Raw genomic sequence first — 18,966 nt, forward strand, 5'->3', positions numbered from 1 at the left:
GCCCGGCGAGGGCCCGGTCTCGTTGCGCTGGGTGCTGATGCACCTGGTCGAGGAGTACGCACGCCACAACGGCCACGCCGACCTGCTCCGCGAACAGATCGACGGCGCAGCCGGCCTCTAGACGCGCGGGGTCAGGCGGCAGCGGGCCGGGCCGTTCGGGCGCAGGGTGATGCCCTGCAGGATCGGCACGTCGACGTCGACGGCTTCGAGCTTGTACGTGCGGACCACCAGCGCAAGCGCCAGCACCGACTCCAGCATCGAGAAGTACTGGCCGATGCATGCCCGCGGTCCGCCGCCGAACGGGAACCAGGCGTAGCGCGGCCTGGCGGCCTCCGCCTCCGGCGTGAACCGTTCCGGGTCGAAGCGGTCCGGGTCGGGCCAGTACGCGGGATGCCGGTGTGTCACCCACGGTGCCACGAAGATGTTCGAGCCCGCCGGGACGACGTATCCGTCGATCTCCGTGTCGGCAACGGACCGCCGACCGGTCGCCGGCGCCGCCGGGAAGAGCCGCATGGCTTCCTTCAGCACCATCGTCGTGTACGTCAGCGCCGAGGCGTCCTTGGCCACCGGGTCCCGCGAGCCGAGGACCGACGACACTTCGGCGAACACCCGCTCCTGCACCGACGGATGCTTCGCCAGCAGGTGCAGCGCGAACGTCAGCGACACCGACGTCGTCTCGTGCCCGGCCAGCAGGAAGATGAGCACCTGGTCGCGCACCTCGCTGGCCGCCAGCCGGTCCCCTGCCTCGTCCTCGGCCTTGGTCAGCAACGTGAGCAGGTCGGTGCGTTCGACACCCGAGGCCCCCGCCGCCCGCCGCTGCGCGATGATCCGGTCGCAGATCGCGTAGAGGTCGCGTTGCACCGCGAGCGCCTGCCGGTTCGCCGGCAACGGCCAGCGCAGCGGGATCTGGAACGGCGCGAGCCCACGCTTCATCGTGAACTCGTTGACCATGGTGAACCGCTCGCGCACGACCCTGATCGCGTCCTCGACGTCGGTGCCGAACAGGATCCGTGCGACGACCTGCAACGTCAGCCGGTTGTTCTCGAGGGCCAGGTCGACGGTCGACTCGGGGGCAGCCGCCCAGCGGCCCAGCATCTCCTCGACTTCCTCGCACATCGCCGAGGCGTACTGGTCGACCTGCCGGCGCGTGAACAGCGGCTGGACGAGCCGCCGCTGCCGCATGTATTCGTCGTCCTGGCTGGTCAGCAGCCCGTTGCCGAGCAGCTCGCGCACGATTGCGTAGAAGGGGTTGTCCTTACGGAAGTTGGCCGACTCGTGCGCCAGCACCTGCTGCGCGCCCTCCGCCGAGAACACGCCGTAGAGCTTCACCTGCAGGCCGGGCGGCCCGAGGTCGAACCGCACCACGTCGCCGAGGTCGCGGCACGCCCGGGTGTAGGTGCCCAGCGAGTCACCCCGCAGTGCGGGCATCGAGCCGAACAGCCGGCTACCGGGATGAACGGGCACCGGCTTCGCCATCGTCGCAATGCTCATCGGCCCTCCCAAAACGATACTCGTGAGTTACGTTACTCCCGAGTGTAGGCCGCCCACAGCATCGCGTACCGCCCGCCTGCCGCGAGCAGCTCGGCGTGCGTGCCGTCCTCCACCACCTTCCCGTGATGCAGTACGACGATCCGGTCGGCCCGCGCCGCGGTCGTCAGCCGGTGTGCGATCAGCAGCGTGGTGCGCTGCCTGGTCAACGTCTCGGTCGCCTTGATGACCAGCGCCTCGGTCGCCGGGTCCAGCGCGGCGGTCGCCTCGTCGAGCAGCAGGATGTCCGGGTCGACGAGGTACGCCCGCGCCAGCGCCAGCAGTTGCCGTTGTCCGGCCGACAGGTTCCGGCCACGCTCGCCGACCTTGTGGAGGTAGCCGTCGCGCATCCGCGACACCATCTGGTGGGCGCCGACCGCCCGGGCCGCGGCCTCGATCTCCGCGTCGGACGCCTCCGGCCTGCCGTACGCGATCGCGTCGCGCACAGTGCCCGGGAACAGGAACGGCTCCTGCGGGACGTACCCCAGCCGGTGCCGGTACGACGCCAGGTCGAGGTCGCGCAGGTCGTAGCCGTCGACGCGGACCGCACCTCCGGTCGGGTCGTAGAACCGTGCCACCAGCTTGACCAGCGTCGTCTTGCCGGCGCCGGTTTCGCCAACCAGGGCTACGGTCTGGCCGGCCGCGATCCGCAGGTTCATCCCGTCGAGCGCGTCGCCCTTCGCGTTGTCGTAGTGGAAGTGAACGTCATCGAGGATCACCTCGCCGGACAGCTTCTCCAAGGAAACCGGCTCCTCCGCCTGTGGAGTCATCGTCGGCGTGCGCAACAGCTCACTGATCCGCCGCAGGCCGACCTGGGCCTGCTGGTAGCCGTCGAAGACCTGCGACAACTGCTGCACCGGCGAGAAGAACAGATCGAGGTAGAGCAGGTACGCGATCAGCGCACCGGCCGTCAGCGCCTTGTCGTGCACGAGCCCGGCACCGACGCCGAGCACCAGCGCCGCCGACACCATGTTGAGGAACTGCACGAACGGGAAGTACGTCGCCATGTAACGCTGCGCACGCAGCCGGCTGACGCGGTAGGCCTCGCTCTTGTCGGTGAAGCGCTCGGCGTTGCGCCCCTCGCGGCCGAACGCCTGGGCGACGCGCATGCCCGCGACGTTCTCCGCCAGGTCGGCGTTGACAACGCTGATCTTCTCCCGCGCGTCCTGGTACGCGTCCCGCGACTTCGACCGGAAGATCAGCGTCGCGACGATCAGCACGGGCAGCACCGCCGAGACGGCCAGCGCCAGCTCCCAGTTGATGAAGAACAACGCGACCAGCACGCCGAAGAACTGCAGGACCGCTACGACAGCTGTCAGCAACGACGTCTGCAGGAACGTCGACAACGCGTCGATGTCGGTCGTCATCCGGGTCATGATCCGGCCGGTCATCTCGCGCTCGTAGTAGTCGAGCCCGAGCCGCTGCAGGTGCGCGAACAGCTTGATCCGCAAGGCGTACAGCACCCGCTCGCCGGTACGGCCGGTCACCATGGTCTGGCCGATGTTGACCGCCCAGGTGACGGCCACGACGCCGAGCGCCACGAGCGCCGCCACGACGACCACGGCGTAGGCGTGCTGCTGCACGCCGGCGTCCACACCGTGCCGGATCAGCAGCGGGAGCACCAGTGCGGCGATCGCGCCGATCGCTACCAGGAGCAGCGCCAGCAGCAACGACCGGGAGAACGGCCGCAGCGTACGGACCAGGTTGAAGCCCGGATCGGCTTGTTCGGAAGCCTTCCGGTCGACATTGGGTACGTCGGTGGCCGGCGGCAGCTTCTGTACCTGCTCGATGAGCTCGGGCGTCGGGGGCATGCCGGACAGCCAGCCGCCGCCGGGTCCGCCCATGCCACCGCCGCCGCCACCCCCGCCCATGCCGCCACCGAGCCCGCCACCGAGGCCGGTGTTGGTCCGGATGCGCGTGAGATGGCTTTCCAGCTCCTCCTCCGAGCGCTGCCACAGCGAAGGCGTCACCCCGTCGACCTGCTGCTCGCGCGCCGCCCCGTTCACCGAGCCGTTCGACAGGCCGTTCGACAGACCGTTGGACGAGCCGGTGGCCGGTGGAACGTACGAGTCGAGCTCGCCCGCGTCGATCCCCTCGGCGTCGTCGCCCGGGCCGGCCAGCAGCAGCCGGTAGAGCGCGCACCGTTCGTTCAGTTCCGCATGGGTGCCCGTGTCGACGACCTTGCCCTCGTCGAGCACCGCGATCCGGTCGGCGAGCTGCAGCGTCGACTGCCGGTGCGCGATGATGATGGTCGTCCGCTCGACCATCACCTGCCGCAGCGTGGCATGGATCTCCGCCTCGGTCTGCGGGTCGACGGCCGACGTCGCGTCGTCGAGTACGAGCAGCGTCGGATCGCTCAGCAGCGCCCGCGCCAGCGCGACCCGCTGCCGCTGCCCGCCGGACAGCGTGAGGCCGCGTTCGCCTACGACAGTGTCGTATCCGTTCGGCAGGTCCTCGATGAAGTCCTCTGCCTCGGCAGCCCGAGCTGCCGCGCGGATCTGCTCGTCGGTCGCGTCCGGCCGGCCGTAGGCGATGTTCTCGCGGATCGAGTCGGAGAACAGGAAGCTGTCCTCGAACACCAGCCCGATCCGCGCCCGCAACGACGACAACGTGACGTCGCGTACGTCCCGGCCGTCGATCAGGATCGAGCCCTCGTGCACGTCGTAGAACCGGGGCAGCAGCTGCGAGATCGTGGACTTGCCGGAGCCCGCGGTGCCGACCAGCGCGAGCGTCTCGCCGGGCTCGACGCGCATGCTCACGTTGCGCAGCACAGGGTCCGACCGGAGGTACCCGAACGTCACGTCGCGCAGCTCGACCGCGCCCGGACCGACCGGCAGGTCCTCGGCGTCCGGCTTCTCCTCCAGCATCGGCTTGGAGTCGATCACCTCGAACACGCGGATCACGCTCGCGCGGGCCTGCTGCCCGAGGACGAGGAAGTTCGACAGCATGCGGGTCGGCGCGATCAGCTGGACGAGGTAGGCCGAGAACGCGAGGAACGTGCCGAGCGTGATGTGCCCCTGGATCGCGAGGTAGCCACCGAGCGCGAGGATGCCGACCTGGCCGAGCAGCGGAACCGCCTGCAGTGTCGGGCTGTAACGGCTGGTCATGCGGACGGCCCGCAGGCGCGAGGAGAACAGCGCACGGACCTGGCGTTCCAGCTTGTCGAGCTCGCGCTGCTCCTGGCCGAAGCCCTTGACGACGCGTACGCCGGTGACGGCGGCGTCGACGATGCCCGCGACCTCGGCGGCCTGCTGCTGTGCGTCCCATGTCGCCGGGAACAGCCGGCTGCGGGTGCGGTAGCCGATGATGAGCAGCGCCGGAGCGACCGCGAGCGCGATCAGCGTCAGGACCGGTGACAGCGTGAACATCACCACGAGCGAGATGACGAACAGCAGCAGGTTGCCCAGCATGATCGGCAACATCTGCAGCAGGCCCTGCACCATCATGATGTCGCTGATCGAGCGGCTCACGACCTGACCGGTGTGCAGCTCGTCCTGGCGGGCGCCGTCGAGCTTGGCCAGCGAGTCGAACAGGTCACGCCGCACGATGTGCTGCACGTCGAGCGCGAGCTTGCCGCCGAGGAAGCGCCGGGCGAAGCCGGAGCCGAACGCCACCAGCCCGAGCGCGCACAACCCGAGCACCCACGGAAGCATCGGGGACGTACCGGCGATGATCACGCTGTCGACGATGTGCCGTTCGACGAGCGGCACCATCGCGGTCGCCGCCATCCCGATCACCGCACCGCCGAACGCTGCCGTCATCAGCGGCTTGGAGCGCAGGCAGTAGGACGCGAGCCGGCGTACCCAGCGTTCTGGTGCGTCCGGCGCCCTGCCCTGGTCGTCGCTGGGCGGCGCCGAAGGCGTGGCGATGGTGGACGTCGCGGTCATGAGGTGCTGCTTCCCTCCGTTGTCGTGCTTCGTGGCTTCCTCTCGCGCTGGCGTTGCGCCCACCTCTCATCCATGGCGTCGTCGATCTCGGTCAGTTGCAGGAGCAGGGCGGCCGGATCGGAGATCTGGTCCAGCAGCGGCTCGAGCCGCTCGCGGTAGGCCGCCTCGGCCTTGGCCAGCGCGGTCTCGCCGGCCGGCGTGAGCGCGAGCACCACGACCCGGCGATCGCCCTGGCGGCTACCCCTGGTGAGCAGCCCGGCGGCGACCAGCCCGTCGACCACCATCGTGACCGCGGGCTTGCTGGTGGCCAGCCGGCTCGCGATGTGGGTGGACCGCTCGGTGCCACGCGAGACGAGCTCGAGGATGCGGAACTGGGCGAGGCTCAGCCCGGCGTCCGCGCGTTCGAGCAGCCGGCCGACCCGGACAAGCGCGCGGACCGCTCGTTCGATCGAGGGCACGGGTGGTTCAGCTTCCTGCACGGTTAACCAGCTTAACCATTTCCAGTAGCAACGGCGAACACCCGGCTGGCCGGTTCTTGACTCGGCGCTTCTGGATCATGGGCCACGTGGCTAACGTCAAGGTCGTGTTCACAGAACGCGGTACGACGGATCACATCGCGTGGGCGCGAACCCGGCCGGACGTCGATGTGCTGCTCCTGCACGGGTTCAGCGACTCGGGCGACTGCTGGGCACCGCTACTGCCCGCACTCGGGCCGACCTACGGCTTCCTCGCGACCGACGCTCGCGGGCACGGCCGGTCCGGCCTGCCCGAGGAGCCGACGGGAAGCGAGACCTCGGCGGGTGACGCCGCACGGGTCTTGCGTACGGTGCCCGGCTTCCGCTCCGGAGGAGCGATCGTGATGGGCCACTCCATGGGCGCGGCCACGGCGTCGATGCTGGCGGCCAGGCATCCGGAGCTGGTGCGTGCGCTGATCCTCGAGGACCCGCCGAACTTCCCCCGCGGCGGGCGGCGGCCCACCTCGAGCTCCGGCGGGATGCCGGACTGGCTGGTGGACGTGCGTGCGCGCGGGCTCGACGAGCGGATCGCGGCCTGCCGGGAGAGCGAGCCGGACTGGCCGGCGGACGAACTGGAGCCCTGGGCCGTGTCCAAGGACCAGTTCAACCCGCACCTGCTCGAGCTGCCCTCGGCCGAGCCGACGCCGTTGCCAGAGGTCCTGGCCGACGTAGGTTGCCCGATCCTGTTCGTCTACGGCGATCCGGAGCGCGGCTCGATCAACTCCCACGAGTCGGTACGCACCTGTGCCGAGGCGACCAAGGCCGACCTGCGACCGGCGTACATCGAAGGTGCCGGTCACTCCGTCCGCCGCGACCGACGACTCCCGTACGCCGCGGCGGTGCTGTCGTTCCTGGCGGAGCAGCTCAGCTGAGGCTTTGCCCGGCGCGCTCTATGGGCGCAGCGCGAGCTTGCCCGTGGTGGCTCGCGCCTCGAGCCGGGCGAGCGCTGCCGGGCCGTCGGCCAGGTCGTAGGCGGTCGGCTGTCCGGGTGGGTAGACGCCGGCCGCGATCAGGTCGCGTAGCTCGGTCATCAGCTCGGCGAACAGCTTCGGTGCGGTCCGGCTCAGCACGCCGATGTGCAGCCCGGCGAGCTGGATCTGGTGCTTGAAGACCAGGTCCCAGTTGGTGATCGGTGTGTCGCCGGCGGCTCCGCCGTAGACCACGACGCGGCCGGTGATGCGCTTGGCCACCTCCAGGCTCGCCAGGAATGTCTCGCCGCCGACGGACTCGAGGACCAGGTCGACGCTCCTGCCGGCAATCGAGCCAACGGCACGGGAGTCGACCACCTGGCCGGCGCCCAGGGCGCGTACCGCCTCGTGCTTCTCCGGCGAGGCGGTCGCGATCACGGTCGCGCCGAAATGCCTGGCCAGGCGGACCGCGGCCTGACCCACGCCTCCCGCGGCTGCGTGCACGAGCACGGTCTCCCCCGCCGCGATCCGGCCGAGCGGGCGAAGGGCGGCGAGCGCGGTGGCCCAGTTGAGTACGAGCCCGAGCGCCTGCTCGCCGGCCCAGCCGTCCGGTACGGGCGCGGCTCCGGCCGCGGGCATCACCATGTACTCCGCGAACGCGCCGGGCCCGGTGCCGATCACGTGCGCGCCCAGCTCGGGGCTGGTCACGCCGGCGCCGAGCGCGACCACCTCCCCGGCCGCCTCGAACCCCGCGATGTACGGCGCCGCCGGACCACCGTCGTACGTGCCGTAGGCCTGCATGACGTCGGCGAAGTTGACCCCGGCCGCGCGCCCACCCGGACCAGGACCTCGCCCTGGCCGGGCCGCGGCACAGGCTCGTCGTCGACCAGCTTCAGTGCACCGGGTCCGGTCAGGGCGGGTTGCCGGAGGGCTCGCATGGTGGTGGGAATGTCAGTCATGGGCCGAAGCTAGAACGTTCACACTGTCTGTGAAGGTCAAGCGCCCAGGCACGAACGCCTCCGCCACCGGCTCGAACACCGGTGCCGCCTATTCCGCCCACGGGAGGTCGAGAGTGTCGGGTGAACCCGGCACCGAGGCCTTGCCGCCGGCCGGCATGCAGACCAGCACCTCGACCGGGTCGTCGTTCGCGCGGATCTGGCGTGGCGCGCCGGCCGGCAGGATCAGCGCTTCGCCCGCGGCCACCACCCTCGAGGCGCCGTCCACCGTGACGGTGAACGAGCCCGTCACGGGCATCCACACCTGCTCGCGGTCGATCGCGTGCAGCGGGCCTTCCGCGCCCGGCTCCATCCGTGTCCGCCAGGTGGCCAGCTCCCGGCTGCCCTGACTGGGTGCCGCCAGCGCCGTCATCACTCCCGCGGCCGTACGAATCGTCCGCTCCGCCGTCTCGTTCACCACGTTCACCGCGTTCACAGCACTCATTCCGAACCCCTCCCTTGAGTCAAGTTGCTTTACTCGCAGACCCGAGTAAAGCAACTTGACTCCAGATCTGTCAAGCTTGGTCTCGTGACGACCGACGACCCGCTCGCCGAGGCGGAGCTCACGTTCCTGCTCGGCATGGCGTTCCAGCTCGTGCTGACGGAGTTCAACAACCGGCTGGCCGCCGCCGGCTACGCCGACCTCCGGCCCATCCACGGCATGACGTTCCAGGCGCTCAAGGGTTCCGGCGCCACCAGCACCGAGCTCGCCGAACGCCTCGGGGTGACCAAGCAGGCAGCCGGCCAGATCGTCGACGACCTGGAGAGCCGCGGTTACGTCCGCCGCCAACCCCACCCGGACGGCGGGCGGCGCAAGCTGGTCGTGCTCACCGACCAGGCCAAGGAGCACCTCGGGATCGCCGGCCGGACGCTGCACACCCTGGAACGCCAGCTCGGCCGCCGCCTCGGCGACCCCAAGCTCACCGAGCTCCGCGTCGACCTGGCTCGCCTGATCCGCGACCTCGCCGGCGACTCACCTCCCCCACTACGCCCGATCTGGTGACCGCACCTCTACCTGTTGCCACCGATCTGGTTGAGCGATAGACCGTAAGCATGCGACTACGCCCCACACGGCGCCAACTACTCGGCGCGACACCGGCACTCGCTCTGACTCCCGCTCTCACCGTTCCGACCGACGCGCAGGCTGCGCCGACGGCGGCCGGCACCCGCACGGTCACCGTCACCGAGGGCACCAACCTGCTGGCCGCCGTCTCGCCGGACGGCCGGACGATCGCGATCGACCTGCAGGCGACGATCTGGCTGCTCGGCTCCCGCGGAGGCACCGCCCGCCGCCTGCTCGGCGAGGCCGCCGACGCCACCTGGCCGAGCTTCGCCCCTGACGGCCGCAAGGTCGCGTTCCAGTCGTACGCCGATGGCGGGTTCCAGATCTGGTACGCCGACCTTGCCACCGCGCGCACCACGCAGCTCACGACCGGACGCTACGACCACCGCGAGCCGGTCTACTGGCCTGGCGATCCGGCGAAGCTGCTGGTCGCCTCCGACCGCGACGGCTCGACGTACGGCATCTGGCAGCTCGACGCCACGACCCGCACGCTCTCACCGTTCGTCAACGGCAGCAAGGACGAGTACCACCCGGCCATCTCCCCCGATGGAAAGCAAGTCGCGTTCGTCTCCGACGGCACCGCGATCGAGGTCGTCGACTCGCAGGGCTCCGGCCGCCGGACGGTCGTCACCGCGCAGACCGGCGAGCTGGTGCTCGCGCCCGCGTTCGCGCCCGACGGCGAAACCCTTGTCTACGTGTCGTTCCGCCCGGGCGACATCCGGCTCTGCACAGTGCCGGCAAGCGGCGGTCAGCCGACCACGATCTCCGATCCCGGCGAGGACGTCTTCGCGCTCCGTCCCGGCTTCCTCGCCGACGGCCAGGTCGTCTACACCGCCGACGGAGCGATCAAGCGCCGCCCGCTGACCGGTGGCGCCGCGGCCCGGATCCCCTTCTCCGCCGGGGTTTCCGTCTCCACGCCGTCGTACCATCCGGTCCGCCCGATCCGCGACGACGGCCACGAGCACCCGGTCAAGGGCATCGTCGGACCAATGCTGGCGCCGGACGGCCGGCGCGTCGCGTTCCGCGCGCTGGGCGACCTGTGGATCGCGACGCTCGGCAGCAGCCGGCCACCGGCTCGCGTGACCGACAACCCCTATTTCACGACGGATCCGGCCTGGTCACCCGACGGCAGCACGCTCGCGTACGTCTCCGACGAGGCCGGCAAGCCCGACCTCTGGCTGCACGACCTCGCCGCCGGCACTCATCGCCGGCTCACCAACGCTCCCGGCGCGGCCGTCCTGCCCGCCTGGTCGCCGGACGCCTCCCAGCTGGCCTGCCTCGACCAGGACGGCAACGTCATGGTCGCCGACGCGAAGTCCGGCAGCGTACGCAAGGTCTTCGGCCCGTTGTTCGCACCCGGCCGGCCCACCTGGTCGCCCGACGGCCGGATCCTCGCGCTCGCCGCGCTGCGGCCCAATTCTCGCCGGTTCCGCGAGGGCACCAGCCAGATCCTGACCATCGACCTCGAGACCGGCGAGACCCGCTACCGCGAGGTGCTGCCCGAGCAGGGCGACCAGTCACTGTCGACGCGCGGCGTCGACGGCCCGGTGTGGTCGCCGGACGGCCGTTGGCTCGCGTTCGTCCTCGCCGGCGTCGTGTGGGCGCAACCCGTCGACGGCAAGGGCGAGCCCACCGGTGCCGCCCGCCGGCTCACGTCCGATCCGGCCGACGCGCCCAGCTGGTCGGCCGACTCGGCCTCGCTGCTCTACCTGGTCGGCGGCCGCCTGCGCACGACGACCCTGACCGGACGAACCCGGATCCATCCGCGGGTCGAGCTCCGCTGGCGCAGCGCCGCGCCCCGCGGACGGACGGTCGTACACGCCGGCCGGATGTGGGACGGCGAGTCCGACACGCTGCGGGAGAACGTCGACATCCTGCTCGACGGCAACCGCATCACCGCCGTCGAGCCGCATCGGGACGGCCGCCGCGGGCGGCTGGTCGACGCCTCGGACGCGACGGTGATGCCCGGCCTGCTCGACATGCACAACCACCGGCATCTCGGCGGCCGGGTCCTCGGCGCGCGGCAGGGCCTGGTCTGGTTGACGTTCGGCATCACGACGACCCGCTCGCCGGGCGATCCGATCTACGACATGGTCGAGGAACGCGAGTCGGTCGACTCCGGCGCCAGGCTCGGGCCGCGCTTCGTCGCGACCGGCGAGGCCGTCGACGGCCGCCGGATCTACTACAACTTCATGCGCCCGACCCACACCGGAGCCGACGTCCAGCTCGAGCTCGAACGGGCCAGGCTGCTCGACTACGACCTGGTCAAGACCTACGTCCGGCTGCCGGTCGCCGCTCAGCGCGCGATCATCGGCTGGGCGCACCGGCACCGGATCCGGGTCAGCTCGCACTACCTCCATCCGGCCGTGTCGTTCGGCATCGACGGGCAGGAACACATCGGCGCGACGAGCCGGCTGGGCTACTCGCACACGGTCTCGCGTACGGGCGGGGTCTACGGCGACGTGACGACGCTGTTCACGGAGTCCGGCATGGCCTGGACGCCGACGCTGTTCGCCTCGGCCGCGCTCTACCGCGACGACCGGGAGTTCTACGACGACGAGCGGATCCGGACGCTCTATCCCGCGTGGGAGTTCGTGAAGCTGCGGCAGAAGATCGACGACGCCGGCTCGACCGACCAGACCGCGAACCTGCGGATGCTGCGCGGCTGGGCGGGCGCGGCGGTCCGAGTGCTGCGGGCCGGCGGGACGATCGTGAGCGGCACCGACGCGCCGATCGACAACGTGGCGGTGAGCCTGCACATGAACCTGCGGGCGATGGTCAAGTCCGGCGGTGCGACACCGGCCGAGGCGTTGCGGACCGCCACCAGCCAGGCGGCGACCTACCTCGGCGTACCCGATCTCGGCCGGATCGCACCGGGGGCGCTGGCCGACCTCTCGATCGTCGACGGCGACCCGCTGGCGCGGATCGAGGCGGCCGCCGCCGTCCGAGCGGTCGTGCTCAACGGCGTGCACCACACCGTCGACGACCTGCTCACCACGCTCACGCCGTCGACACCCGCTGGTGGGTCGGCCGCGGCCGCGCCGCTGAGCACGCCGGAGCATCCGTCCCAGCGGTCGTACTGGTGGCACACGCCGGAGTTCGTGCACGAGGCCGCGCACTCCTGCTGCGTCGACTAGCTCGGTGCTGCGTCGACTAGCTCGGCGCGGTCGTGAAGAGAGGGACGAGAACTTCGTCGACGATCTCGGCGATCGTGGTGTCGGGGATGGGCGTGCCCTTGAAGTAGAACTGCTGCCGCAACATCGCCTGGCCGACCTCGAGCCGGCGTGGGGTCACGGCCGCTTCGGCGATCTCGCCGCGGGCGACGGCGCGGTCGACGACGACGTCCATCGACTTGCGGCCGTGGCCCTGCGACCGCCCGCGGAGCTCGGCCGTGCGCTCGGCGTCCTGGAGGGCGTCGCCGAGCAGGCCGCGCAACGCCTCGCCGGCCGGGCCGTCCAGCAGGTCGGCCGTCTGCCGGAGCAGGGCGAGCAGGTCGCCGCGGAACGAGCCGGTGTCCGGGGTCGACGCCGGGTCGGGCAGGGAGTGGTAAACCGCGTCCGTGGCGAGCTCCATCCGGCTCTGCCATCGGCGGTAGAGCGTGGCCTTGCTCGCCTTCGCCCGTTCCGCGACGCCCTCCATCGTCAGCCTGGCGTACCCGACCTCCGCCAGCTCTTCCAGCGCCGCCGTGAGGATGGCCTCGTTGAGGGCATCTCCCCGGCGGCGCGGGAGCTTGCGGTGGTCGATCGCCATGGGCGCGATCCTACGAAGCCGCGGTGACGCGGCCCGTGCCGCCGTCGACCGTCACGCGCCGGCCGTCGGTCAGCACGGTGGTGCCGGTCGCGGTGCCCATGATCGCGGGGATGCCGTACTCGCGGGCGACGATCGCCGCGTGGGAGGCGGTCGCGCCGGAGTCGACGACGACGGCGATCGCGCGCTGGAAGAGCGGTGTCCACGACGGATTGGTGTACGGGCAGACGAGTACGTCACCGCTGTCCAGCTTGCCGAAGTCCTCCGGGGAACGGATCACCTTCACCGGTCCGGTCACCCGTCCCGCACTGGCCGGCATTCCGGACACGAGGGCGTCGCCGTGGTCCTTCGGCGGATAGATCGCCGCCGGATCGATCAGGCGGACGCCGGTCAGCTCCTCGCGCTTGGCGGCCCGGGCCAGGACGAGCTCCCGCACGTGTTCCTTGACAGATTCGTCGAGCGTCGCCGGGTCGCCGACCTGCTGGAGCTCCTCCAGGCGCAGGTGGAAGACGTCCTCCGGCCGCTCGAAAATCCCCGCGTCGCACAGGCGGCGGCCCATCTCCAGCAACGCCTTCCGCAGGATCGGCAACGGCTTGGTGAAGTAGAAGTGGCTGTCCTCCCGGAACGCCATGCCCGCCTGCGCCGCCTCGACCCAGCGGCGCACGCGTTCGCGTCGCTTCGGGTTTCGCAACCTCGGCAGCGCCATCAGCTCCCGCATCGCTTCCCGAGCCCTGCTCGTGCTCTCCTTCGAGCTGCCGGCGAGCACTTTCACCAAGCCCAGAACGGTTTCCGGCGACTCACCCAGGGTCGGTGGCGAAACCAGCAACGGCGTCGCGGTCTCGCGGTGACCGTACTCCTCGAGGAACGCCTCGAACTTCTGGTGGAAGCCGCCGAACTCCTCCAGCCGGCGCAGATCCAGTTCGTCGACCGCCGCACGCAGCGCGGGGTCCGAACGGACGTCGCGGGCGAGTGCTTCCAAGGCCTGGTTGGTGTCTTCGGTACGTGTTCGCGCACCCGCGATCAGGTGGCCGCGCAGCTCCGGCCTGCCGAGCAGCTTGAGCAGCACCGCCAGGCGCACCAGCGCCAGGCCGGCCCGCGGCAGGTAGTCGGTCCGAAGGTCCGTGACCGGCCGGACGAGCTCGAACGTGAGCGATGGAACGCGGAGCAGTTCTGCCCACGACAGCGCCGCCAGGTCCCGCACCTTCAGTTCGTCGATGCGCCGGAGGTTGTCGGTGAAGCGCGGATCGTCCGTCCAGCGGGCCGGGTCGTATCGCCGCGCCCGAGAAACCAGCCGGAACGGCGCGCTCAGCACCCTGGGCGTCGGACGCGGTGAGCTCGGCACGAGCCGGTCGACCACACCGTCGGTCTCCCGCAGGAAGTCGTCGAACGCCTGCTTGATGCCGTACTCCGCCACCATGTCGGCCATCAGACCCGCCGGGCCGTTCGGGATCCAGGTCGACATGTCCATCGGGTAGGGACGGACGGGCAGGTACTCCAGCAGGACGGAGCCGAGCCTGCGCTGCAGGCGGTTCAGCCGGACCGGCGGTGGCGGGAGCGCGGTCATCGGGCGCGCCTGCAGCAGCAGCACGTGGCCGGAGGCGTACGCCCACTCGATGTCCTGTGCCCTGCCGAAGTGTTCCGCGACCCGGGATCCCAGTCCTGCAAGCTCCTTCAGCGCTTCGGCCGGCAACCGCGTCGCGTCGTCGGCGTTCCCGTTCTCGTGCGTGACGCCACCTCCGGCAGCGCTTCGGACGACCACCTCACGCCGCCCGGCCGCCCATTCGCGCACGTTGCCCCGGGCGTCCAGGACGTAGTGGTCCGGTGTCACGAGCCCGGACACCACTGCCTCGCCGAGCCCGCTGCTGGCGTCGACCACGATCTCCTGGCGCTCTCCCGTCACCGGGTTGGCCGTGAGCAGCACACCCGCGAACTCGGCGTCGACCATGCGCTGCACCACGACGGCGATGGTCACCTCCGCGGAGTCGATGCCGAGCCTGCCCCGGTAGGCGATCGCCCGGTCGGTCCACAACGAAGCCCAGCAACGGCGGACGGCATCGACCAGTTCGTCCTCGCCTACGACGTTGAGATAGGTGTCCTGCTGGCCGGCGAACGCGGCTCCCGGCAGGTCCTCCGCGGTGGCGCTGGACCGGACGGCGACCGCTCCGCCGCCCAGACCGGCGTACGCCCGATGGATCGACTCGGCAAGCTGGTCAGGCAGCTCGATCGCTTCGACGGCGGCGCGGGTCGTGGCTCCGTCGCTGCTCGCGGGACACGAGCCGACGACTTTCGCGTAGGCCTCGGTCGTAACCACGAAACCGCCGGGAACGGGAAAACCCGCGCGTACCAGCTCCCCGAGATTGGCGCCCTTGCCGCCGGCGAGGGCGAGGCCGTCCCTGCCGAAGGCCTCCAGCGGTTCTACAAACGTCATCGCAGCTCCTCGGGCGCACACCTGAGGCTGCGCCGCGCCGGCTCTTTAGTGAACGTTGCGTACTCTAATGGGGAGCGTATCGTTCACCGGCCGGTCATGCAAAGTCCACCAATCGCCCAGAGCGCGCGCAGGTATTCCGAGAGAGTTCGCCCGGACTCCCTCATCTCCTCGCCGAGGGCGAGGACGCGCGCGGGTACAACTCGCGGTTCGTCACCATGCCCGCGACCTAGACGATCTATTCCAAGGGGTCGCCTGACGCGCGACGCCTGGCATCCACGCCGGCTGCGTTGTCGTCGATCGCCGGAGGCCCCTCCTGGCTCCTCCTCCGCCTTCCCAGCGCGGCGCCATCCGCCGCGCGCTTGACCGGCGACCCCCCGGAATAGATCGTCTAGGGCATCCGGACGACCAGCAGCCCGACGTCCAGGGCGGCGATCGCCAGCGTCAGCAGGAACGGCGCCCGGCCGCGGGCGTACCGGCCGGGCACGAACGCGACCACGACGAGCAGTGCCGCGATCCCCGCGAAGCCGAGCCAGGCGATCAGGGGCACCGGGCCATCCGGCGCGACGACCAGCAGGACAGCTGCCACGGCCAGCGGCACCGGCGCGACCCATCGCGCGTGCGTGCCGAGCCGTTGCGGCCAGCCGCGGATGCCCAGCTCCAGATCGGCCTCGATGTCGGGTACGACGTTGGCCACGTGCGCGCCGACGCCGAGCAGCGCGCCGGCCGCCATCACCCACCAGAGCGGCCATGCGGGCGCCGGCAGGCCGAGCGTCACGACCGCCGGCAGCAGCCCGAACGCGACGACGTACGGCAGCCAGGACAGGACCGTCGACTTCAGGCCGAGGTTGTAGGCCCAGCCCGCGGCCACGGTGACGAGATGAGCGATGCCGGCCAGCAGCCCGTTCAGGAACGAGAACGGCACACACAGGAGGAGCACCACTCCGGCCGCGATGCCGAGCGTCCGCGTGCTCACCGTTCCGGCAACGACCGGCTTCTCCTGACGGCCGGCCGCGCGATCGCGGCCCGCGTCGATCAGGTCGTTGCTCCAGCCGATCGACAACTGGCCGGTCAGGACCGTCGCGAACACCAGCGCCGAGCCGGCAGCGCCACGGCCCCAGGCGATCGCCAGCACGGTCAGCAACGCGGTCACCGCGAACGCGGGTGCGGGATGGCAGCCCTTCAGCAAGCCGATCGCGCGTTCGGAAAAACCAGTCACGACACGTACCATGCCTTAAGGTGACGCGGATCGCTGCAGTCCACGGTGCGCTTCCACCGTATCGCTACGAGCAACGCGATCTCACGGAGGCGTTCGCGGCGCTGTGCGCGGCCGACGGCACGGCGCGTCGCATGCTCGAACGCTTCCATTCCAGCGCGCAGGTCCGCACGCGTTACACCGCACTCCCGTTGGAGAAATACTCCGATCTGGCCGACTTCGGTGCTGCCAACGACGCGTTCATCGCATCCGCCATCGATCTGGGGGCGGAAGCGGTTTCGGGGGCGTTGCGGACGGCCGGGCTCACGCCGGCCGACGTCGATCTGGTGCTCTTCACGACCGTCACCGGCGTGGCAACTCCGTCGATCGACGCGCGGATCGCCGCCCGGCTCGGGTTCCGGGAGGACGTCAAACGCCTTCCCCTGTTCGGACTCGGCTGTGTCGGTGGCGCGGCCGGGATCGCGCGGATGCATGATTACCTGCTGGCCTGGCCGACCCACGTCGCCGTGCTGCTGTCGGTCGAGCTGTGCTCGCTGACGATGCAGCGCGGTGATCGGTCCGTGGCCAACCTCGTCGCCAGTGGGCTGTTCGGTGACGGAGCCGCCGCGGTGGTCGCGCTCGGATCCGAACGTGGCAAGGACGTCCCGGGGCCGTCGGTGGTGGCGAGCCGGGCTCGGCTCTATCCCGACTCCGAGCGCGTGATGGGCTGGGACGTCAATGAGCACGGCTTCCAGATCGTGCTCGGCGCCGACGTGCCCGAGGTCGTGCAACGCTACGTTGGCGAGGATGTCCGCGCCTTTCTCTCCGACCACGGACTGACCGTCTCCGATGTCGCGACCTGGATCAGCCATCCGGGCGGGCCGAAGGTCCTGCGGGCAATGGAGTCCACGTTGTCGCTTCCTTCGGACGCACTGGAGTTGACGTGGCGCTCGCTCGCCGAGATCGGCAACCTGTCGTCGGCGTCGGTGCTCCACGTACTCCGGGACACGATGGCGTTACGCCCGCAACCGCGGGGCAGTCCTGGGATACTGCTGGCACTCGGTCCCGGGTTCTGTTCCGAGCTCGTCCTCCTGCGGTGGTGACTGATGACTTCTGCTGTGTTGTTCAGCGTTCTTGTGTTCCTGGTGGGCTTGGAGCGGCTCGCGGAGCTCGTGGTCTCGAAGCGGAACGCGGAGTGGAGCTTCGCGCGTGGCGGCGTCGAGAGCGGGCGGTCGCACTTTCCGTTCATGGTGGCGCTGCACACCGGGCTGCTGGTCTCCTGCGTACTCGAGGTGTGGCTGGGCGGTCGTGGGTTCCTGCCGGCTCTGGGGTGGCCGATGCTCGTGCTCGTCCTGCTCGCGCAGGGGTTGCGGTGGTGGTGCATCGCGACGCTCGGGCAGCGTTGGAACACCCGCGTGATCGTGGTTCCCGGGCTGCCGCTGGTGACCGCGGGGCCGTACCGCTGGCTGCGGCACCCGAACTACCTCGCGGTGATCGTGGAAGGCGTCGCGCTGCCACTGGTGCACTCGGCGTGGATGACCGCGCTGGGGTTCGCGGTGCTGAACTTCCCGTTGCTGTTCGTACGGATCCGGGTCGAGGAGCGCGCACTCGCCGATGCTTGACCTCCTGGTCGCGGGCGGTGGTCCCGCCGGGCTGGCGACGGCGCTGCACGCCCGGCTCGCCGGCCTCAGCGTCGCGGTCGTGGAGCCGCGAGCGGGGCCGATCGACAAAGCGTGTGGCGAAGGCCTGATGCCCACGGCGGTGGCGCGGCTCCGCGCGCTCGGTGTGCCGGTCGAGGGGTGGCCGTTCAGAGGCATCGCGTACGTCGATGCTGCGCATCGGGTCGAGGCCGGCTTCGCCGGCGGCGCGGGGATGGGCGTCCGGCGGACGGCGCTGCACGCGGCGTTGCGGGAACGCGTCGACTCGCTGGGAATCGAGGTGCTGGCCGGGCGGGTCACGTCGGTCACGCAGACGTCGACCTCGGTGTCGGCGTCGGGGCCGGTCTCGGCTGAGGGCCTGCGCGCGCGTTACCTCGCGGCGGCTGACGGCCTGCACTCGCCGATCCGGCGTTCGCTGGGGCTCGAGCTCACGGCTCGGACTGGGGCAGCGGCCGGCCGGTACGGCCTGCGCAGACATTTCGCTGTCGCGCCGTGGTCGGACTACGTGGAGGTGCACTGGGCCGCCGGCTCGGAGGCGTACGTGACGCCGGTTTCGCCCGATCTGGTTGGCGTCGCGGTGCTGACGTCCAGGCGGGCGGGCTTCACCGAACAACTCGAGGCCTTTCCGTCCCTTTCCAGCCATCTCGCCGGCGCTCCCGTCGCCACGTCCGCGCGCGGCGCCGGCCCGTTGTGCCAACGCGTTCGCCGCCGTGTCTCCGGCCGCGTCCTGCTCGTGGGCGACGCCGCCGGCTACGTCGACGCGTTGACGGGTGAAGGCATCGCCCTCTCCCTCGCCGCCGCCGAGGCCCTGGTGGCCTGCGTCGCACGAGACCGCCCGAACGACTACGAGCGAGCCTGGCGGGGCTTGTCCCGCCGCTACCGCTGGCTGACCGGTTCGTTGCTCTGGGCTCGTCGCCGTAAGGCCCTGGCGCCGCGGATCGTTCCCCTGGCCGCCCAGCTTCCCCGCGTCTTCCGCGCGGCCGTCAACCAGCTCGCCTGACCTCGTTCGACCGCACGGGGCGGGCCAAAAAGGATGGTGGCCGCGA

At 70.8% G+C, this 18,966-nt stretch carries 14 protein-coding genes and 1 pseudogene; 7 read left to right on the forward strand and 8 right to left on the reverse strand.

Annotation, left to right across the window (positions count from 1 at the left end; all coding sequences use genetic code 11):
* Window positions 1-4: 4 nt before the first annotated feature.
* Window positions 5-121, forward strand: a pseudogene (locus ACYVF6_RS13580) (mycothiol transferase); the annotation flags it as partial.
* On the opposite strand, the gene ACYVF6_RS13585 reads toward ACYVF6_RS13580, so the two are convergent.
* The 3 genes from ACYVF6_RS13585 to ACYVF6_RS13595 are packed head-to-tail and all read right to left on the reverse strand — an operon-like array spanning window position 118 to window position 5,893.
* The gene (locus ACYVF6_RS13585; RefSeq protein WP_460520884.1) at window positions 118-1,491 is read right to left on the reverse strand and encodes a cytochrome P450; all 1,374 of its coding nucleotides are present in this window, start codon (window positions 1,489-1,491) and stop codon (window positions 118-120) included. The pseudogene ACYVF6_RS13580 and the gene ACYVF6_RS13585 overlap by 4 nt on opposite strands.
* A 32-nt stretch (window positions 1,492-1,523) precedes the next feature.
* The gene (locus tag ACYVF6_RS13590; RefSeq protein WP_460520886.1) at window positions 1,524-5,414 is read right to left on the reverse strand and encodes an ABC transporter ATP-binding protein; all 3,891 of its coding nucleotides are present in this window, start codon (window positions 5,412-5,414) and stop codon (window positions 1,524-1,526) included.
* Window positions 5,411-5,893 (reverse strand): MarR family winged helix-turn-helix transcriptional regulator, encoded by a 483-nt coding sequence (locus tag ACYVF6_RS13595; RefSeq protein WP_460520888.1) that lies wholly within the window; start codon window positions 5,891-5,893, stop codon window positions 5,411-5,413. Before ACYVF6_RS13595 ends, ACYVF6_RS13590 begins: the two co-directional genes overlap by 4 nt.
* Window positions 5,894-5,979: 86 nt before the next feature.
* On the opposite strand from ACYVF6_RS13595, the gene ACYVF6_RS13600 reads away from it, so the two are divergent.
* Window positions 5,980-6,801, forward strand: coding sequence for an alpha/beta fold hydrolase (locus ACYVF6_RS13600; protein WP_460520890.1), 822 nt, complete (start codon window positions 5,980-5,982; stop codon window positions 6,799-6,801).
* Window positions 6,802-6,819: 18 nt separating this feature from the next.
* Here the strand turns inward: ACYVF6_RS13600 and ACYVF6_RS13605 are convergent, their stop codons facing one another.
* On the reverse strand, window positions 6,820-7,638 hold the full coding sequence (locus ACYVF6_RS13605) for an MDR/zinc-dependent alcohol dehydrogenase-like family protein (protein ID WP_460520892.1): 819 nt from the start codon (window positions 7,636-7,638) through the stop codon (window positions 6,820-6,822).
* Between the two features lie 246 nt (window positions 7,639-7,884).
* Window positions 7,885-8,277, reverse strand: coding sequence for a cupin domain-containing protein (locus ACYVF6_RS13610; RefSeq protein WP_460520894.1), 393 nt, complete (start codon window positions 8,275-8,277; stop codon window positions 7,885-7,887).
* An 84-nt stretch (window positions 8,278-8,361) separates the two neighbouring features.
* Here ACYVF6_RS13610 and ACYVF6_RS13615 point away from each other — a divergent pair, with 84 nt between their 5' ends.
* Both ACYVF6_RS13615 and ACYVF6_RS13620 read left to right on the forward strand, forming a co-directional pair.
* Window positions 8,362-8,835: a MarR family winged helix-turn-helix transcriptional regulator gene (locus ACYVF6_RS13615; protein ID WP_460520896.1), complete on the forward strand. Its 474-nt coding sequence runs from the start codon at window positions 8,362-8,364 to the stop codon at window positions 8,833-8,835.
* A gap of 50 nt (window positions 8,836-8,885) precedes the next feature.
* A complete protein-coding gene (locus ACYVF6_RS13620; protein ID WP_460520898.1) occupies window positions 8,886-12,032 on the forward strand; it encodes an amidohydrolase family protein in 3,147 nt (1,048 codons plus the stop codon).
* A 16-nt stretch (window positions 12,033-12,048) separates the two neighbouring features.
* Here the strand turns inward: ACYVF6_RS13620 and ACYVF6_RS13625 are convergent, their stop codons facing one another.
* The 3 genes from ACYVF6_RS13625 to ACYVF6_RS13635 form a co-directional block, all read right to left on the reverse strand.
* Window positions 12,049-12,645: a TetR/AcrR family transcriptional regulator gene (locus ACYVF6_RS13625; RefSeq protein ID WP_460520900.1), complete on the reverse strand. Its 597-nt coding sequence runs from the start codon at window positions 12,643-12,645 to the stop codon at window positions 12,049-12,051.
* A 10-nt stretch (window positions 12,646-12,655) separates the two neighbouring features.
* On the reverse strand, window positions 12,656-15,070 hold the full coding sequence (locus ACYVF6_RS13630) for a PEP-utilizing enzyme (protein WP_460520902.1): 2,415 nt from the start codon (window positions 15,068-15,070) through the stop codon (window positions 12,656-12,658).
* A 388-nt stretch (window positions 15,071-15,458) separates the two neighbouring features.
* Window positions 15,459-16,286, reverse strand: coding sequence for a UbiA prenyltransferase family protein (locus tag ACYVF6_RS13635; RefSeq protein WP_460520904.1), 828 nt, complete (start codon window positions 16,284-16,286; stop codon window positions 15,459-15,461).
* 20 nt (window positions 16,287-16,306) lie between these two features.
* On the opposite strand from ACYVF6_RS13635, the gene ACYVF6_RS13640 reads away from it, so the two are divergent.
* The 3 genes from ACYVF6_RS13640 to ACYVF6_RS13650 are packed head-to-tail and all read left to right on the forward strand — an operon-like array spanning window position 16,307 to window position 18,920.
* Window positions 16,307-17,365 (forward strand): type III polyketide synthase, encoded by a 1,059-nt coding sequence (locus tag ACYVF6_RS13640; protein ID WP_460520906.1) that lies wholly within the window; start codon window positions 16,307-16,309, stop codon window positions 17,363-17,365.
* A gap of 3 nt (window positions 17,366-17,368) precedes the next feature.
* Window positions 17,369-17,884: an isoprenylcysteine carboxyl methyltransferase family protein gene (locus tag ACYVF6_RS13645; protein WP_460520908.1), complete on the forward strand. Its 516-nt coding sequence runs from the start codon at window positions 17,369-17,371 to the stop codon at window positions 17,882-17,884.
* Window positions 17,877-18,920 carry an NAD(P)/FAD-dependent oxidoreductase gene (locus ACYVF6_RS13650; protein WP_460520910.1) on the forward strand — a complete coding sequence of 348 codons (1,044 nt, stop codon included), beginning with the start codon at window positions 17,877-17,879 and terminating at the stop codon, window positions 18,918-18,920. The genes ACYVF6_RS13645 and ACYVF6_RS13650 overlap by 8 nt, the downstream gene beginning before the upstream one ends.
* The last annotated feature ends 46 nt before the right edge of the window (window positions 18,921-18,966 follow it).

This window comes from Flindersiella endophytica (genome assembly GCF_054779015.1).

Excerpts from the sequence above, each read along its gene's own strand:
- ACYVF6_RS13585 (WP_460520884.1), bottom strand. The coding sequence starts at position 1,491 with ATGAGCATTGCGACGATGGCGAAGCCGGTGCCCGTTCATCCCGGTAGC.
- ACYVF6_RS13590 (WP_460520886.1), bottom strand. The coding sequence starts at position 5,414 with ATGACCGCGACGTCCACCATCGCCACGCCTTCGGCGCCGCCCAGCGAC.
- ACYVF6_RS13605 (WP_460520892.1), bottom strand. The coding sequence starts at position 7,638 with ATGCAGGCCTACGGCACGTACGACGGTGGTCCGGCGGCGCCGTACATC.
- ACYVF6_RS13610 (WP_460520894.1), bottom strand. The coding sequence starts at position 8,277 with ATGAGTGCTGTGAACGCGGTGAACGTGGTGAACGAGACGGCGGAGCGG.
- ACYVF6_RS13620 (WP_460520898.1), top strand. The coding sequence starts at position 8,886 with ATGCGACTACGCCCCACACGGCGCCAACTACTCGGCGCGACACCGGCA.
- ACYVF6_RS13625 (WP_460520900.1), bottom strand. The coding sequence starts at position 12,645 with ATGGCGATCGACCACCGCAAGCTCCCGCGCCGCCGGGGAGATGCCCTC.
- ACYVF6_RS13630 (WP_460520902.1), bottom strand. The coding sequence starts at position 15,070 with ATGACGTTTGTAGAACCGCTGGAGGCCTTCGGCAGGGACGGCCTCGCC.
- ACYVF6_RS13645 (WP_460520908.1), top strand. The coding sequence starts at position 17,369 with ATGACTTCTGCTGTGTTGTTCAGCGTTCTTGTGTTCCTGGTGGGCTTG.
- ACYVF6_RS13650 (WP_460520910.1), top strand. The coding sequence starts at position 17,877 with ATGCTTGACCTCCTGGTCGCGGGCGGTGGTCCCGCCGGGCTGGCGACG.